We start from the raw sequence: 17075 nt of genomic DNA on the forward strand, positions 1-17075 counted from the left end.
GCCGACCCGCCGCCCCGCCAGCCCGGCCCGGCGTACACTGCGCCCGTGCCGCCGATCCGCCCCGCCCGCCCCGACGACGCCCGCGCCGCCGGGCACGTCGCCTACGAGACGGGCTTCTTCGGCGCGAGCGCCGCGCGGTACTTCCCCGCCCCGGACCTGTTCGCCCGGCTGTGGGTCGGTCCGTACTTCGCCGGGGCAGGCGCCGGGCTGTTCGTCACGCACGACGCCCGCGGCGTGACCGGGTACGTGCTCGGCAGCCCCGACCCCCAGCGGTACCGCCGCGCGCTGCTGCGCGTCCTGCCCGGCGCTTGGCGGGACACGCCCGCCCGGGCGCTGCCCGCCGTGACCCGCTACCTGCTGCGCGCCGCGCGCCACCCCGCCCCGCACGCCCCGCCGGACCGTTACCCCGCGCACCTGCACCTGAACCTGCTGCCCCGGGCGCGCGGGCAGCGCCTCGCGGACCCGCTGCTCGACGCGCACCTCGGCACCCTGCGGACGCTGGGCGTGCCCGGCGTGCAGCTGAGCACCACCAGCGAGAACCGCGCCGCGCTCGCCGCGTACCGCCGTCACGGGTTCGAGGTGCGCGAGCGCCGCCTCACGGACCTGTGGACGCCCTGGCTGGGCCACCCGGCCGAACACGTCGTCATGACCCTCGACCTCACCTGACCCCGCTGCCCGCTGCCCGCTGCCTGCTGCCCGCTGCCCGCTGCGGTCAGCGGAGTTCCTCCGCCTGCACCCGCGCGCCGGGCGGGAGCGGCGCCGGGCTGCGCGCGCGGCCCTCGACGGGCGTGAGCGGCACCTCGACGTTCCAGTCGCCGTCCCGGGCGGTCACGGTCAGCGACTCGTCGGGCGTGACCGGGTTGCCCAGCGCGTCGCGGATGTCGCGGTACGCGCCCCGGTCGCCCCGCAGGTTCCGGGCCGGGCCGGGCAGGACGTCGACCTCCCCGACCTCCCCGGCGGCGTCCCCGGTGGTCGCCACGACCCGCAGCAGGCCCGTCACGCGACCCGGCGGGAGGAACGTCCAGGCGGTCAGGTGCGTGGGCGTCACGCGGCGGCGGAGCGTCACGCCGTCCGGGCGGCGGATCACGACGTCCACCGGCAGATCCGTCACGTTCCCCTGCGCGTCCAGCGGGTGCAGCACCAGCGCCGGTGGCCGCACCTGCGACACCCGCACGCCGCGCGCACCGACTTTCAGGGTCAGGGGCGTGACGGGCGCGCCGGGCGCGCGGCGAAGCTCGCCACTCAGGCGCCGCCCGGCGTACTGCACCTCGAACGGGGTCAGGCCCGCGCGGACGTACGGCGCCGTCAGGACCAGCTGCCCACCCTGCGCGGCGCGGCCCGGCACCCGGACTGCCCCGGCAGGCGTGAACAGGGTCAGGGTCGCGCGGTCGCCCCGCCGGACGCCCGCGCCGGACAGCGTGACGGTCACGCCCGTGACGTCGGCGCGCGCGGCGAGCCGCGGGGCGGCGCGGTCCGGCGCGGCGCGGCAGCCGCTCATAAGGGCAACCAGCAGGAGGGCCACCGGCGGCCAGCGGGGGGTGTGGACCGGCCTGAGGGTCACGGGCGCTCCGGGGCGGGCAGCGTCACGAAACTCAGCCGGTACGCGCCGCCCCCCGGCAGCGGGAACACGCCGGGCGGCACCGGGCGCGGCTGCACCGTCACGAGGTCCGTGTGGGGCGGCGCGGGGACCGCCAGCACCTCACGCGTGGCGGGCGGCGCGGCCGGCAGCGTAAACGACCAGCTCGCCCCGGGCGGCAGTTCCGGACCGGCGGCGGCATACACCCAGCTCACGCCCCGCCCGTCGAACAGGGTCAGCAGCGCCATGGGCGTCGCGACCGTGCCGTTCGAGGCATTGCGCGCCTGCACCTCTATCCGGCCGCCGCGCACGCGGCTGCGGCTCACGAGTGGGCGGTCCAGGTGCCGTCCCGTGACGACCGCGCGGGCGCCGACCTCCACGCTCAGGCGCCCCGCACCGCCTGCGGTCAGCAGGTCGTCCAGGGTCACGCCCGGCAGGGGCGGCAGCTGCACGCGCAGCGGACTGCGTTCCCCGCTGCGGAGCTTGTGCTGCGCGAACAGGCCCACGTTCGCCTGCGCGACCCGCTCGCCGTTCACGCGCAGGATCACCGTGACCGTCAGGTCCGCCGGGCGGGCGTCCGCGCACAGCACCTCCGACAGGTACCACACGCGCCCCCGCGCGTCGCGTGTCAGGCGGCCCGGCAGGACCTGCAGCACCGGGCGGTCCAGGACGTCGGCGGGCGCCGTGACGTTCGTGGTGATGCGGCGCGGCGCGCGGTAGAACACCACCTCCGGCTGCGGGCTGCGGGTGGGGCGCCGCAGCGTGACCGACCCGGTCCCGCCCTCGCGGACCTGCCAGCCGCGCGCGCCCAGCGTCAGGTCGAGGCGCCGCGTGGCCCGCCGGTCCCCCAGCGGCGTCCACCAGCGTTCATGCACCGTGGCCTGCGCCCGGCCCGGCCCGGCCGCTGTGACCTGCACCCGCGCGCCGTCGAGGCGACTGTACGGCCCGCGCAGGCCGCCGGTCGTCGCGGGCTGCGCCGTGACGCTCACCAGATACCGCTGCGCCGCCCACCCGGGCCGGTACGCCTGCGCCAGCAGCAGCGCCAGCGCCGCGCCGCACAGCGTCAGCGGCACCAGGATCAGGTCCGCGGGGCGCGCCACCCCGGCCGGCAGCGGCGGATCGGTCCGCCACGCCGGGACGCCCAGCGGCAGCAGCAGCGCGCTGACCAGCAGCGCCAGCAGCGGCGCCGCGCCCCACAGCGCGCCCAGCGGGGCCGGCAGCGTGGGCCGCGCCAGCCGCGCCGGGACGGGCGGGATGTCCTCGCGCTCCCAGACGACCACGCCGTTTTCCAGCGTGCCGATGTTGTGCCAGCCGTGCATGAACAGCAGCGGGTCGAGCACGTCACTGCGGGCGTACACGAACTTCAGATGAGCCCGGTCCGGATGCGTGAGAACCTCCGGCAGGCGCCCCAGGCCCGGCAGGTCCAGCCGTTCGGGCAGCGCCGCGCCCGCGCCGGGCGGCGCCAGCGGCTGCGGCAGGTCCGGCGGGAGGTGCCACAGGCCCGACGGGGTCGCCGCGCGCGTCTGCGCGCTCAGGCGGCCCAGCTGCGTCCCGAAGCCCACCGTCAGGTACCGGTAGCGCCAGTGTTCGTCCTTCTCGATGAAGTTCAGCAGCGGCGTGAGGTTCAGCGGCGGCCCTTCCAGCACCCGCGTGGCGTTCAGGGCGTTCAGGCTGACGCTGCCCAGGATCACCAGGGTCGCGCTGACCAGCAGGGCCAGCGGGGGCCGCGCGCCACCCCGCGCCGCGTCCCAGCCGCGCAGCGCCGCCAGCGCCGAGAGCGGCGTGAGCAGCAGGGCGCCCAGCAGCGCCAGCGTTTCCGGCGCCGCCCGCCACGGCACCGGCAGCAGCAGTGAACCCAGCGCGGCCAGCAGCAGCAGCGTGCCCGGCAGCGCCGCGCGCACGCTGTCCGGCGCGGCCCTCCAGTGCGTGCCCAGCCGCTGGGCCGGTGTGCCCGCTGCGCCGCCCGCCCAGCGGGTGCGGACCGCGCGGACCAGGGCGGGCGCGGCCCACGCCAGGGACGCCAGCGGCAGCGCCCACGTCAGCCACGCGCTGCGGCCCAGGCGCAGATCGGGCCGGGGGACCCGCGTCACCTCGCCCACCCACAGCGCGTCCGGCAGCGCCAGCAGCAGCAGCGTGCCCGGCACCGCCAGCGCCGCCAGCACGGACCGGCGCCGCGCCGCGCCCGCCACGCCGGGCAGCAATGCCAGCGTGCCCAGCAGCAGCAGGGGCGCGGCGCTGTGCGCGGCCCCCGCCGCCAGCAGGCCCGCCGCCCACCCCAGCAGGTCCCGCCGCCGCCCGCGCCCCACCCACGCGAGCAGGGCGGGCGCGGCGTTCAGTGCCAGGCCCGCCCCGAGGACCGCGCCCAGCTGCCCGAACACGCTGACACTCAGGGTCAGGGCGCTGCCCAGCAGGGTCAGCAGGGTCACCACGCCCGCCGCGCGCGGCCCGGCGCCCAGCAGCAGCGTGAAGCGGTACGTGCCGTACAGCAGCGTCAGGACCGCCAGGAACTGCGCGGCGGCGTACGCGCCCTCCAGGCCCAGCGGTCCGCTGAGCGCCCCGATCAGCTGCGGCAGCAGCGGCGAGACGCCCGTCAGCGGCACCCCGCCGTACCAGCGGTCGTCGAACGGGTCGAGGGGCGCGCGGGCGTACGCGCTGGCCAGGAACAGCCACTCGGCGGCCTGCGCGGACTTCAGGCCCGTGCGGGTCAGGACCAGCACGCCGTGGTACGCGCCGGTCAGCAGGAGGGCCAGCAGCAGCAGGCGCGTGCGGCGCCGGGACGCGGTCATGCGGCCCGCACCCGGCCCGGACTGAGCGTGGCCAGCACCGGGCGCTTCCGGCGGTTCGAGCGGTGCTCGCCGCACACCGGCCACGCGCGGCCCCGCGCGGCGGCCGGGCAGGGCGAGACGCCGCGGTCCACAGCAGGGGGGAAGGGGCGTGCCGTCGGCCCGTCCACGCCCCCGACCACCGCGGTCAGACCGTCCGGGCGGCTCATCGGCGACCAACCGACCGGGCACCCGCGACCGGCCACGAGGGCAGGCGCCCCGCGGCGTGATGGTGCCCCCGGGGCGCAGCTGGCAACCGCTGTGAGGCTCACGCCCCCAGCCTACCGCCCGCACGCGGCCTCGCGCCGCTCCGGCCCCCCGGTCACTTCGGCGTGCCCCCCCGCCGGGGGCAGCCGCCGGTCAGGCAAGTGCGCCGCGCGCCCGGGCCGGCATGTGCCAGATTGAGGCGTAGCCGATCCTGTACCCGGTTCAAGCCGCTCCGCTCTGCATGACTTCCGCGCCCGGCGGCGCCCCTGATTCGCCTTCCCGACCGCGCAGGACGCTCCACCTGACCGGGGCCGCCTGCCCGGTCACTGACAGGAGTTCCCTTGATCTCTGCGGCGCTGCCCAACCTGTTCGTGAACCTGTGCGTGCTCGTGACGCTGTCGTTCGTCCTGAGCCTCACGTACCGCGACTGGCCCCCACCGCCGGGACGGACGCTGCGCTGGACGCGACTGGCGTTGACGGCCCTGATGGCCGCCGCGCTGTTCCTGCTCGCCACGCCCGGCGACGGGGGCCGCGTCAGCCTCGCGCTCGTGCCGGTCGTCCTGATGGCGCTGCGCTACGGCTGGTCCGGCGGCCTGAGCACCGGCCTGCCCGTCACGCTCCTCGCCGCGCTCGACGGCCCCCCGGCGCTGCTCAGCGCCACCCTGTCCCTGCTGAGCGTCACCGCCCTGACCGTCCGCGCGCGGCACCTGCTCGACCTGAGCGACGTCAGCGGCTCCCTGCACCGGCACGGCTGGGTGGCGCTGCTGCTGTTCCTGCCCGTCACGTTCCCGCAGCCCGGTCACGTCCTCGAGTGGCTCGCGGCGTACCCGACGGTGCTCGTCATGCACGCCGTGGGCTTCCTGATCACCGCGACCATGCTCACGTCCCGCGTCGCGCTGATCCAGAGCACCACCCGCTACCGCGCCGAGGCGCACCAGGACGCCCTGACCGGCCTCGCGAACCGCCGCCAGTTCGAACTGGACCTGCCGTTCACGCAGCCCGGCGACGCCCTGCTCCTCATTGACCTCGATCACTTCAAACGCGTGAACGACGAGTACGGCCACCCGGTCGGGGACGCCGTGCTGCGCGCCGTCGGGCAGGCCCTCACGGCCGAACTGCGCGGCCGGGACCGCGCGTACCGCTACGGCGGCGAGGAATTCGCCGTGATCCTGCGCCGCGTCCCCCCGTCCGAGGTGGACCGCGTCGCGCGGCGCATGGCCCGCACCGTCGCCGAGCTGCCGCCTGTCCAGGCGGCCGGGGTGCAGGGACCGCCGGTGACCGTGTCGGTGGGCGGCGCGACCTTCGGCCTGTGGTCCCGCACCCGGACCCTGTGGGACGCCGACGAGGCGCTGTACACCGTCAAGGGCGCGGGGCGCAACGGCGTGCGCATCGCGGGCCAGTCGGCCGCGCCGTCCACCGGGGCCGCGCGCGGGTCAGGTGACCGGCCGGTCGAACCGCGCGAGCAGGAACTCCAGCGCTGACCGCGACGTTCAGACGCCAGGGAGGCCCTCGGCACACCTGACACGAGCGGAGGGCGAGGCCGTCCACATCTTCCGCAGAGCTGATGGCTGTGCCGTTGACCTTCAAGGAACCTGAACGCTGCTGTGGCACGCCTGACGCCAGGTCCGACCGGGGTCAGCGGACCTGCACCTGGAAACAGGCCGCGCCGCTGTCCCCGGCGGGAACGTTCCCGACCCGCACCGTCAGGAGCTGCCCGACGAGGCTGCCGGAGTCCGCGTCGTTGGCGCTGGTCAGCAGGGTCACGCCGGACCGCGTGAACTGCACGCCCAGGCCCGCGCCGTACGCGCCGGTGCGGGGGGTGGTCGTGGCGGGCGCGTTGTCGGTCAGGACGAAGTTCGTCGCGGCGCCGCCGCTGTTCAGGTACGAGATGCAGTATTCGAGGATCTCGCCCGGCTGCGCCACGCTGGAGGTCCCCGCGCTGCCGCCGCGCGTGACGTTGCGCACGGTCTTCGTGAGCGTCACGCTGGGCGGGAGGTTGGCGGCGACGGTCACCGTGTCGGTGTCGCTGTTGTTCCCGGTCTGGGCGCTGGCCTCGCCGCCGCCACTGACGGACGCCGAGTTCGTGAACGTCCCGGCGCCGCTCGTGACGGTCAGTTGCACGTCCGGGTAGCTGCTCCCGGCGGCCAGGGCGTCACTGCGGGTGCAGCTCAGGGGGCTGAGGGTGCAGGTCCACCCGGGTCCGGACACGGCCACGGCGCTCATCCCGGCGGGCAGCGTGTCGCTGAGCGTCACGGTCTGCCCGGTCGTGGGGGCGGGACCCGCGTTGCTGACCCGCAGCGTGAACGTGCCGTTCGCTCCGGCCTGGAAGGACCCGAAGTGGAACTTGTCGACGCTCAGGTCCGGGCCGGCGACGGTGATCAGGGCCGGCTGGTCACCCGCCGCGACGGGGTCGCTGTCGCTGGTGTCACTGACCGTGGTTCCCAGCGTCTGCTGCCGGTACGTGACGGTGCCCGTGTTGCTGATCACGGTGCCGCCCGCGGTGCCCGCGTTCACCGTCACGCGGAAGCGCACGCGGCTCTCCTCGCCGGGCAGGACGGTCCCGCCGCTCAGGGCGGTCGCGCCGGTCCCTATGCGGAACGTGACGGTGCGGGTCGCGGCGGCGTACTCGGCCTGGTCGTCCCCGCCCGCGTCGGTCTTCGCGCCAGCGTTGGCGCCCGTCACGACCAGCGAGCCGGGAACGAAGGTCGTGCCGGGGGGCAGCGGGTCGGTCAGGGTGACGTTCAGCGCCCCGTCGTTCCCCTGGTTCCTGATGACCAGTTCGTACTCGAGGGTATCGCCGGGGATCAGGGAGCCGCCGTTGAGGTCCGTGACGCTCTTCGTGAGGGCGTCTTTGATGTTCGGCACGAAGATCTCGGTGGCCAGGGTGACGACGCCGGGGAAGATCACGTCGCTGCTCGTCCCGACGACGCGCACCACGGCGGAGGTGCTGCCGTTCGGGAGGGCGGTGTTCGGCGTGAAGGTGTCGATGTCCACGCCCAGGGTGTTCGTGAAGGCGGGCGTCTGCCCGGCCGTGACGTTCGCGCCGCCCCCGGCGACGCCGGTCGTGGCCGAGATCGTCGAGTTGAACACGTCGTTGACGGAGTTGACGGTGTTCGAGACGGTACTGAGGCTGGTGGTGTTCGGCCCGAAACGCAGGCTGCCCTGCGGGTTTGCCGCCGCGCCCTCCTGCGAGCCGCGGTCGCCGTCCCACGCGACCACGCCGATGGTGCTCCTGACCGCGCCGACGCTGGGGGTGATGAAGCCGCTCACGCTGATGTCCAGTGGTGCCAGCGGGTCGCTGGCCTGCAGGAACCCGTCGAACACCGCGAGGTTGCGGGTGGGCAGGCTGGTGTTGCGGTACGCGACGACCAGCGACCACCCGGCCCAGCTGCCGGAACCGGCAGAGCTGGCGACGTTCCCGACGGTGTACGTGCCGTTCCCGCCGGCCTGCACGAGGGCAGTGACGTCCACGAACGACTGGTAGTTGCTGCCGATCACGGACGTGCGGCTGGCGGTCAGGGCGACGCTGGTGCCGGTCGCGGGGGTCGCCAGCCGCACGGCGGCGCGGTTCGCTGCGCTGGAGCTGATGCCGCTCCAGTACAGCCCGGCGAACAGGACGCTGCTGCCCGTGCCGACGTTCAGCGTGGCCGAGCTGGAGTTCGAGGTGGCCGCGTCGGTGTCGGTATCCGTGGGCAGCATGTACACGCCGTTGTTCGTGGCGGTGCCGCCGCTGCGGGCGGTGTTGCAGGCGGTGATCTGCGCTGTGGTCGCGGGTGCGGCGGTCGTGCAGTAGTAGTTCACGTTGCCGATCAGGACGATGTCGCCGTTCGTGGCGGTGTTCGCGTAGCGGGAACTGAAGGTGGTCTGGCCCGCCGCGTGCCCGCACAGGCCCCACACCGCCAGCAGCGTCGCCAGCAGCTGGACTGCGGCGCGGACTGACCCGGGGATCACCATGTTCATACTTGATCATGAGCGTACCGGGTCGCGTATGCCAGAAATCTCACATGGCATACGGTGGTCGCCTGCACGCCGCGCCCCACAGCGACACCGGATCGCCCGCGCGCCGGACCACATGGGAGATTTTCGTCCCTCACCGGGCGGCGCGGCAGGTAAGCTGAGCACGTGACCCCACCCGCCGCGACCCCGGCACCCCAGGCCCTGCTGCTACGGGTGGGTCAGGCGCGGTTCCTGCTGCCACTGGACCACGTCGAGCGCCTGTACCCCATGGTGCACCTGCCGCCCGGACCGCCCCGCGTGCACCTGCGCGGCGAGACGCTGCCCGTCCTCGACCCCCGCCCAGACTGGGGGCAGCCGCCCGCCCCGCCGGACGCGTCACAGCGGCTGGTGGTCGTCCGCACGCCGGACCGCGCGGCGTGGTGGGTGGACGAGGCCGGTCCGATCCTGCCGGTCACGCCGGACCACCCGGCGGTCCTGGACGGGCAGGTGGTGAGCGTGCTGTGGTGAAGTTCGACGATCTGCTCGAGCGCACGGCCGGACTGCGCTGGAACGAACCGCTCGAGCGGCTCGCCGGGGCGCGGCTGCAGCGGCTGGCGGATCCGCACGGGTCCCTGGCGGGCCTGCGGCAGGCGGCGGGGGCCCGCGCGGACGTCGCGGCGGAGGTGGCGGCCGCGTTCACGGTGGGGGAGACGTGGTTCCACCGGTTCGGTGAGCAGCTCGACGCGGCCGCGCTGGCCCTGCGCGCCCTGGGGCGCCCCGCGCGGGTCTGGAGTGCCGGCTGCTCGACCGGCGAGGAGGTCTACGCGCTGCTCGGCGCGTGCCTGCGGGCCGGTGTGGACGCGCGGGCGCTGGGCACCGACCTGAACCCGGACGCGGTCGCGGTCGCCGCGGGCGGCGTGTATACGCAGCGGGCCCTGCGGGACGCGCCGCCGGACCGGGTGGCGCGGGTGTTCGCGCCGGACGGCCCGCAGGTGCGCGTGAAGCCGGACGTGCGGGCCCGCGCGCGGTTCGGCGTACACAACCTGCTGCGGCCCGCGCCGGAGGCGGGCTTCGACGTGATCTCCTGCCGGAACGTGCTGATCTACTTCACGCCCGGCGCGGCGCAGCAGGCCTGCGAGCACCTGATCGGCGCCCTGGCGCCCGGCGGGCTGCTGCTCCTCGCGCCGAGCGACCCGCGCCCGCCGGTCACGGAGACGCTCGAGCAGGTGCGGGTGGGGGGCACGGTGCTGCTGCGCCGCGCCCCCCACCCACTGCCCGCCCGCGTTCCCGCCCCGCCGCCGGTCCTGCCCGCGTCCCGGCCCGTTACACCGCCGGAACCGTCCGCCGAGCCGGATCTCGCGCAGGCACGTCAGCGGGCCTTCGTGTCCCCGCACGACCCGCAGGCGCAGCTGGATCTGGCGCGGGCGTTCCTGCGCGCCGGTCAGCCCGCGCGGGCCGCGGCGAGCCTGCGGGCCGCCGAGGCGCAGCTGGGCGGGCGCGGCGAGTCGTGGGAGACCGCTCACCTGCGCGCGCAGTCGGCGCAGGTGCAGCGCGCCGTGCGGGACGCCGGGGGTGACGCGTGAACCGGCTCGAGGCGCGCGCCGCCGAACTGGCCGCCCCGCCCCGCGCCCAGCGGCCTGCCGTGGACGCCGTGCTCGTGACCGTCCGCGGGGAGACGTTCGCGGCGCCGCTGCGGCAGCTGCGGGCGGTGCTGCCGGCGGCCTTCACGCCGCTGCCGCTGGGCGCCCCGCACGTGGCGGGCGTGCAGCCGGTCCGCGGCAGTCTGGTGGGGGTCGTGCGGGCCGACGCGCTCCTGACCGGTCAGGCGGGCGGGTCGCCCGGGCCGCTGGCGCGGGTGCTGCTGGCCGCCACGCAGCCTGAACCGTGCGGGGTGCTCGTGGACGCGGTCGGCGAACTGGTGTGGGTGGGGGACGCGGGCTTCCCGGCGACCTTCGGCACGCCCGGCGTGCGTGGCCGCACCGCCGACGGGCTGGCCTGCCTGGACCTGGAGGCCCTCGTGCGGCACCTGCCGGCCGCGTGGCCGGCCCGGCCGCCGGATCCCTGACCCCTGCCGCCCGCCCGCGCGACCCTCGCCCCCTGCCCATCCTGCTGGAGTGCCCATGCCCATCCGCCTGAAACTCACCGGTGTCCTGCTGCTGCTGCTGCTGCCCCTGCTGCTCACGGGGGTCATCTCCGTTCGCGCGCTGGACCGCGCGGCCCTCACGAGCGCCGACCTGAACCGTGGCCTGATCCAGGCGCGGACCCTGACCAACCTGCGCGCCGCCGCGAACCGCGTGACCCTCCTGAGTGCCGAGCAGCTGCTCGTGCCGGGCGGCGCGTGGCTGGACATGCAGGACGCCCGCAGTGACGCCCTGAAGGAACTCTCGGCGCTGCCCGACAGCGCCCGCCTGACCGCCGTGCGGCAGGACTGGGCGGCGTTCGACCGGGAACTGAGCGCCATCCTGGACGCGTCCGCGCCGCGCGCGCAGACCCTGCGGCGCTTCGAACGGAACTTCGAACCGGCCCGGCAGCAGTTCAGCCGGTCCGTGAACAGTTACCTGGACGCGCAGGAGGCCACGCTGGGCGCCCAGCAGGCCGGGCTGGCCGCGGACCTCAGGCGCGCCCACGAGACGGTGCTGCTGACCGGCCTGATCGGGGGGCTGCTGGCCGTGCTGGCCGCGTGGTGGATCGTGCGGCGGCTCGTGCACGCCGTCGAGGCGGTGGAACGCTCGGTGGGCCGCCTCGCCGACGGGTACCTCGACGACGTGCCCGAGACCCGCAGCCGCGACGAGGTGGGCCGCATGCTGCGCGCCCTGGGCCGCCTCGTGGCGCACAAGCGACGCCTCGTGCAGACCATGGACCTCCTCAGCCGCGGGGAGCCGCAGCCGCCCTTCCCGCTGCGCCACCCGGACGACACGCTGAGTCTCGCCGTGCAGAACCTCAACCGGCACGCGCAGGAGACGGCGGCCGCCGCGCTGGCGGTCGCGGGCGGCAATCTCGCGCAGGACGTCCCGCTGCGCTCGGACCGCGACGCGCTCGGCGGGGCGCTGCGCGACATGATCGCCCAGCTGCGCGCCTTCGCCCTGCAGAGCCAGGACGCCAGCGCCCAGCTGAACCTCGCCAGCCAGAGCCTCGTGGCGGCCACCGCCCAGCAGAGCACCAGCGTCCACCAGCAGTCCGCCGCGATCGCCGAGACCACCGCCGCGGTCGAGGAGGTCCGCACGACCAGCCGGCACGCCGTGGACCTCGCCGGGCGCGTGTCCCGGCAGGCGGACGCCGCGCGGGTCGTGGCCGAGCAGGGCGTGCAGGCCACCCGCGACGCCGGGCAGGGCATGCACGCCCTGCAGGGCCGCGTGGATGACATCGCGCAGAACATGCTGCACCTCTCGCGGCACTCGCGGCAGATCAGCGAGATCGTCGAGACCGTCAGTGAACTCGCCGACCAGTCGAACCTGCTCGCCCTGAACGCCGCCATCGAGGCGAACCGCGCCGGGGAGCACGGGCGGGGCTTCGCGGTCGTCGCGCAGGAGATCCGCACGCTGGCCGAGCAGTCCAAGGAGGCCGCCGGGCAGATCCGCCGCACCCTCGAGGACGCGCAGCAGGCCACGAACGCCGCCGTGCTCGCCACCGAGGAGGGCAGCAAGCAGGCGCAGGTGGGCACCACCCTGATCGACCGGGCCGGGCAGACCATCGAGGAACTCGCCCGCGTGAACGACGACGCGGCCCGCATGGCCTCACAGATCGCCGAGGCGGTCGAGCAGCACGCCCTGAGCATGGAGCAGATCGCGGTCGCCATGAACGACATCAACGAGGCGACCGCGCAGCACCTGAATGTCACGCAGGACAACCAGCAGGTCGCCCGGCGCCTCCAGGACCTCGTGACCGACCTGAACGGGCATGCCGGACGCTACCGCACCTGACCTCGCCCGGGCGCTGCGCGCCGAGCTGCGCGCCGCCCAGCCGGACCTGGGGGCGGGCGGCCCGGCCGCGGCCCGCGCGCTGCACTCCCTGCACGCGGCCGCCGCCACCGCCGGGGACGAGGGCCTGCGCGCCGCCCTGCGCGCCGCGCAGGCGGCCGCCGCCACGGCCACCCCGGACGCCCTGCGCGACGAACTGCGCCGACTGGGCCTGCTGACCGACGCGCCGGTCAGCCCGGAGCCGCCCGCGACCGTCCGGGTGGACGTCCGCAAACTCGACGCGCTGCTCGCGCTGGCCGGGGAACTCACGAGCGCCCGGCTGCAACTGAACGAGCGGCTGGGCCGCGCCCGCAGCGGCGAACGCGGCGCGTGGCGCGCCGTGCGCGCCGCCCAGCAGGCCCTCGCGACCCTCACCGACGACCTCGCTCGGGAGGTGCTCGCCGCGCGGCTCGAACCGGCCCGGCCGTTCCTGCAGTCCTTCGAGCGGGCCGCGCGCGACGCTGCCCGGCAGGCCGGAAAACGCGCGCGGCTGCACGTCGACGCGGCCGACGCCGAACTCGACCGGCACGCCATGGACCGCCTGCGCAGCCCGCTGCTGCACCTGATCCGCAACGCCGTCGATCACGGCATCGACCCGCCCGGGGCGCGCGCGGCGCGCGGCGTTGACGACACCGGCACCGTCACCCTGTCCGCGTTCAGCGCCGCCGGGCAGGTCACGGTCACCGTCCGCGACGACGGGCCCGGCGTGAACTACGCCGAGGTCGCCCGCGCCGCCGGCCGCCCCCACGAACCGGGTGACCCGGCCGCCGAGGCGGAACTGACCGAGCTGCTGTTCACGCCCGGCTTCAGTTCCCGCCAGGAGGTCACGGACCTCTCCGGTCGCGGCGTGGGCCTGGACGTGGTGCGCACGCAGGCCCGCGCGCTGGGCGGCGACGTCACGCTGCGCAGCGGCCCGCAGGGCACGACCGTCACCGTGCAGTTCCCCCTGACGCTGGCCACCACCCGCGTGGCGGTGGTGCGCGTCGCCGGGCAGCTGCTGGGCGTCCCGGTGCGCTGGGTGGACCGCGCCGGGCGCGCCCGGGTCCAGCCGCACGAGGGCCGCCCGGCCGTGCGGATCGGCGAGCGGGTCGTGCCCGCCGCGTCCCTGGCGGCCGCACTGAACCTCGGCCCCGCGCGGGACGGCGCGTACCTGCTCGTCCGGCAGGGCGAGGCGAGCCTGGCGCTGCTCGTGGACGCCCTGATCGGCGAGGAGGAACTCGTCATCAAGCCGCTGGCGTTCCCGCTGGCGGGCGCCCCGCACCTGGAGGGCGCCGCGCAGCTGCCCGACGGGCAGATCGTGCCGGTCCTGAACGTCCGCGCCCTGCGCCCGGCGGCCACGAGCCGCGTGCCGGACGCGCCGCCGCGCGCGCCCCGCGTGCTGCTGGCCGAGGACACCGCCGTCACACGGCAGCTGCTGCGCGGGATCCTGACCGGCGCGGGCGTCGACGTGACGGCCGTGGAGAACGGCGCCCTGGCCTGGGAGGCCGCGCAGCGCGCCGCGCCGGACCTGCTGCTCACCGACGTGGAGATGCCGCAGCTGGGCGGCCTGGACCTGACCCGGCAGGTGCGCGCGCACCCGCAGCTGCAGCACCTGCCGGTCGTGCTCCTCACGTCCCTCGGGCACCCGGAGGACCGCGAGCGCGGCGCGGAGGCCGGTGCGGACGCGTACCTCGTCAAGGGCGACTTCGACGAGGCGGCGCTCGTGGCCACCCTGAGGCGGCTGCTGTGACGCTCGTGGTGCTGCTCGCCCCGGCCGAACTGGGCCGCGCCCGCACGCTGCCCAGCCCGCGCCGCCTGTGCACGTCCGTGGCGGCCGCGCTGACCGAACTGCGCCGCGCGCCGCCCGCCGCGACCCTGCTGCTCGTGGACCCCGCCCCGGACCTCGACTGGGCCGACCTGCGCGAGCAGCTCAGGCCCCTGCGGACCCGCATGATCGTCGCCGGGGGTCACGCGCCGCCCGGCGTGCGGCAGGTGCCCACCCTGGAGGCCGCCCTGCCGCTGCTGGGCCGCCCCGCCGCCCCGAACGGCGGCCCGGGTCCGGGCGACCGTCCGGGGGCGCCGGTGGACGCGGCCCCGACGACCTCGCACCTGACAGGCACCCCACTGCCAGCCACGTTGCTGACCGTCACGCCGCTGACGCTGATCGGCGCGAGTACCGGCGGCCCGCGCGCGCTGCAGGACCTCCTGAGCGGTCTGCGGCCCCGCGGCGCCGTCGTGATCGCCCAGCATCTCTCGGAGGGCTTCAGTGACAACCTCACGCAGTGGCTCGGGACGCTCACGTCCGCCCCGGTCCTGAACCCCGCGCCTGGCGAGCCGCTGCGGCCCGGCACGATCACCGTCGTGTCCGGCACGCACGTCACGCTCAGCGGCGACACGCTGCGCGTCCACCCCGGCCAGCCGGGCCGCGAGTACCTGCCGTCCATCGACCGGCTGTTCCAGTCCGGCCTGACCTGGCGCGGCCCGCTGAACGCCGTGCTGCTCAGCGGGATGGGCGACGACGGCGCCGCCGGACTGGCTGCGCTGCACGCCGCGGGGGCCCGCACCGCCGTGCAGGACCCGGACAGCGCCACCGTGCCCTCCATGCCCGCGCAGGCCCTGGCGCGCGTGCGCCCCAGCGTGCTGGCCGACCCGCGCGGCCTGCGGGCCTTCCTGGAGCGGCACGCGTGACCGACGCCCCGCACGACTTCGTGCCGCTCTTCGCGGAGGAGGCCCGCACGCAGCTCGACGCGCTCGACGCGGCCCTGCACCGCCTGGAGGACGACGCGCACGACGGGCCCGCCATCCGCGCGGCGTTCCAGGCGGCGCACTCCATCAAGGGCGGCGCCGCCATGCTCGACCTGCGCGGCACCGGGCAGCTCATGAGCGCCTTCGAGGACCTGCTCGCGCACCTGCGCGCGGGCCGACCCCATCCGCCCGGCTGGCTGAGCGCCGCGTTCGGCGCGCGCGACCGCCTGATCCGCCAGCTGGACGACCTGATGCCCGGCGCGCCCCCCCACCCGGACGACGAGGCGGTCACCCGCACCCTGCGCGACCTCCTGCACCTCGCGGTGACGCCCGCGCCGCCCACCGGCCGGGCCGGACCCGGACCGCTCACCCCTGACCCGCCGGACCCCGGCACGGCCGCGACTGCCCCGCCCCTTCAATCCCCGCCCGCCCACACCCGGCCTGCCCACACTGTTCCCGCCCAGACCTTGCCCGCCCAGGCCGGTCCCGCGCCGACTGCCCTGCCGGTCGCGGTCGTCATCGACGTCAGTGCCCTCAGCCGCGACGTGCTCGCCCGGCACCTGCGCGCGCTGGGGTACGACACCCACACCTTCGACCACGTTCCCCCCCCGCTCCACGCCGCCCTGGTCCTGATCTCCGCCGCCCTGCTGCCCGGCGCGCTGCCCGCCGGGTGGCCCGCCGCGTCCCTGCACGTCCTGAGCGAGGACCCGCAGGCGCGCGCCGACGCCCGCGCGCGCGGCCTGCCCGCCAGCGCCCGCCCGGCGCACGACACTCCCCTCACCTCCCTGCCCGGTCAGTGGACCCCGGCGCAGCGCCCCACCTCGGACGCCCCATGAACATTCTCGTCATCGACGACAGCGCTCTGATCCGCGCCATCCTGACCCGCACCCTCACCCCGATCGGCGCCGTGCACGCCCCGGGCGACCTGCAGGGCGCCCGCGACCTCCTGGGATTCCACAGCGGCCAGTGCGACATGGACGTCGTGCTGCTCGACCTGGAGATGCCTGAACGCGACGGCCTGAGCTTCCTGCGGGACCTGCGTGCCCACCCGCACCTGGCGGACCTGAGCGTGATCATGGTCACCAGCACCCAGGAAACCGAGCGGCTCGACGACGCCTTCGCGGCCGGCGCGAACGACTACGTCACGAAACCCGCCCATGACAACGTCCTGCGCGCCCGGACCCTGAACGCCGCCCGCCTGACCCGCGCGCTGCGCGCCGCCAAGGACCGCGAACGCGACCTGGCGGCCGCGAACGTCCAGCTCGAGCAGCTGTCCCTCACCGACGCCCTGACCGGCCTCGCCAACCGCCGCGCGTTCGACCAGCAGTACGCGCAGGCGCTGGCCCTGGCGCAGCGCAGCCGCATGCCCTCGACGCTGATCATGGCCGACATCGACCACTTCAAACGCTTCAACGACGCCCTCGGCCATCCCGCCGGGGACGCGTGCCTGCAGCAGGTCGCGGCCGTCCTCCAGCGCAGCTGCCACCGCCGCACCGACCTCGCGGCCCGCTACGGCGGCGAGGAATTCGCCCTGCTGCTCCTCGACACCGACCTGCGCGGCGCGCAGGAGGTCGCCGGACGCATCCACGCTGCGCTGGAAGAGGTCGCCATCCCGCACCCGGACCACCCGCTGGGCCGCGTGACCCTCAGCCTGGGGCTGGCCAGCACGGCCGCCGCCGACCTGAAGGGCGCCGCCGACGCCGCGCTGTACCGCGCCAAGGCCCAGGGCCGCAACACCACCGCCGAGGCCCACTGACCGCATTCAGATGAGACCGCCGCAGCCTCTGCCTGCCCAGGTCATACGGACTCCGATTGAATGGGCTGCAAAGCCCGCTGGGTCCGAGCGGAGGCGAG

At 75.9% G+C, this 17075-nt stretch carries 14 protein-coding genes; 10 read left to right on the forward strand and 4 right to left on the reverse strand.

Annotated elements, in window-relative coordinates; genetic code table 11:
* The first annotated feature begins 45 nt into the window (after nt 1-45).
* The gene (locus tag DEIGR_RS16990) at nt 46-666 is read left to right on the forward strand and encodes a GNAT family N-acetyltransferase (protein ID WP_058979278.1); all 621 of its coding nucleotides are present in this window, start codon (nt 46-48) and stop codon (nt 664-666) included.
* A 46-nt stretch (nt 667-712) separates the two neighbouring features.
* On the opposite strand, the gene DEIGR_RS16995 is transcribed toward DEIGR_RS16990, so the two are convergent.
* Genes DEIGR_RS16995 through DEIGR_RS20515 form a run of 3 tightly spaced genes read right to left on the reverse strand, consistent with a single transcriptional unit; the run spans nt 713 to nt 4568 of the window.
* Entirely contained in the window at nt 713-1561 is an 849-nt protein-coding gene (locus DEIGR_RS16995) for a hypothetical protein (protein WP_153013894.1), read from the reverse strand.
* Nucleotides 1558-4362 carry a hypothetical protein gene (locus tag DEIGR_RS20930; protein WP_058979282.1) on the reverse strand — a complete coding sequence of 935 codons (2805 nt, stop codon included), beginning with the start codon at nt 4360-4362 and terminating at the stop codon, nt 1558-1560. The genes DEIGR_RS16995 and DEIGR_RS20930 overlap by 4 nt, the downstream gene beginning before the upstream one ends.
* Nucleotides 4359-4568 (reverse strand): hypothetical protein, encoded by a 210-nt coding sequence (locus tag DEIGR_RS20515; RefSeq protein ID WP_153013895.1) that lies wholly within the window; start codon nt 4566-4568, stop codon nt 4359-4361. Before DEIGR_RS20515 ends, DEIGR_RS20930 begins: the two co-directional genes overlap by 4 nt.
* A 378-nt stretch (nt 4569-4946) precedes the next feature.
* Here DEIGR_RS20515 and DEIGR_RS17005 point away from each other — a divergent pair, with 378 nt between their 5' ends.
* Nucleotides 4947-6086, forward strand: coding sequence for a GGDEF domain-containing protein (locus tag DEIGR_RS17005; protein ID WP_058979284.1), 1140 nt, complete (start codon nt 4947-4949; stop codon nt 6084-6086).
* 154 nt (nt 6087-6240) lie between these two features.
* Here the strand turns inward: DEIGR_RS17005 and DEIGR_RS17010 are convergent, their stop codons facing one another.
* Nucleotides 6241-8565, reverse strand: a complete 2325-nt coding sequence (locus tag DEIGR_RS17010; protein WP_058979286.1) for a beta strand repeat-containing protein — start codon at nt 8563-8565, stop codon at nt 6241-6243.
* Nucleotides 8566-8727: 162 nt separating this feature from the next.
* On the opposite strand from DEIGR_RS17010, the gene DEIGR_RS17015 reads away from it, so the two are divergent.
* From DEIGR_RS17015 to DEIGR_RS17050, 8 genes are read left to right on the forward strand one after another with little or no spacing between them, the layout of a single operon-like run.
* Complete coding sequence (locus DEIGR_RS17015; protein ID WP_058979288.1) at nt 8728-9069, forward strand: chemotaxis protein CheW; 342 nt, start codon at nt 8728-8730, stop codon at nt 9067-9069.
* On the forward strand, nt 9066-10124 hold the full coding sequence (locus DEIGR_RS17020; RefSeq protein ID WP_058979290.1) for a CheR family methyltransferase: 1059 nt from the start codon (nt 9066-9068) through the stop codon (nt 10122-10124). Before DEIGR_RS17015 ends, DEIGR_RS17020 begins: the two co-directional genes overlap by 4 nt.
* A complete protein-coding gene (locus DEIGR_RS17025; protein ID WP_058979292.1) occupies nt 10121-10606 on the forward strand; it encodes a chemotaxis protein CheW in 486 nt (161 codons plus the stop codon). Before DEIGR_RS17020 ends, DEIGR_RS17025 begins: the two co-directional genes overlap by 4 nt.
* Nucleotides 10607-10661: 55 nt before the next feature.
* Nucleotides 10662-12461 (forward strand): methyl-accepting chemotaxis protein, encoded by a 1800-nt coding sequence (locus DEIGR_RS17030; protein ID WP_153013896.1) that lies wholly within the window; start codon nt 10662-10664, stop codon nt 12459-12461.
* Nucleotides 12439-14226 (forward strand): hybrid sensor histidine kinase/response regulator, encoded by a 1788-nt coding sequence (locus DEIGR_RS17035; protein WP_058979297.1) that lies wholly within the window; start codon nt 12439-12441, stop codon nt 14224-14226. The genes DEIGR_RS17030 and DEIGR_RS17035 overlap by 23 nt, the downstream gene beginning before the upstream one ends.
* Nucleotides 14223-15164 carry a chemotaxis protein CheB gene (locus DEIGR_RS17040; protein WP_058979299.1) on the forward strand — a complete coding sequence of 314 codons (942 nt, stop codon included), beginning with the start codon at nt 14223-14225 and terminating at the stop codon, nt 15162-15164. Before DEIGR_RS17035 ends, DEIGR_RS17040 begins: the two co-directional genes overlap by 4 nt.
* Complete coding sequence (locus DEIGR_RS17045; protein ID WP_058979301.1) at nt 15161-16057, forward strand: Hpt domain-containing protein; 897 nt, start codon at nt 15161-15163, stop codon at nt 16055-16057. Before DEIGR_RS17040 ends, DEIGR_RS17045 begins: the two co-directional genes overlap by 4 nt.
* Nucleotides 16054-16977 (forward strand): diguanylate cyclase, encoded by a 924-nt coding sequence (locus tag DEIGR_RS17050; protein ID WP_153013897.1) that lies wholly within the window; start codon nt 16054-16056, stop codon nt 16975-16977. Before DEIGR_RS17045 ends, DEIGR_RS17050 begins: the two co-directional genes overlap by 4 nt.
* Nucleotides 16978-17075 lie beyond the last annotated feature (98 nt).

It is taken from the genome of Deinococcus grandis (genome assembly GCF_001485435.1).
Lineage (GTDB): Bacteria > Deinococcota > Deinococci > Deinococcales > Deinococcaceae > Deinococcus > Deinococcus grandis.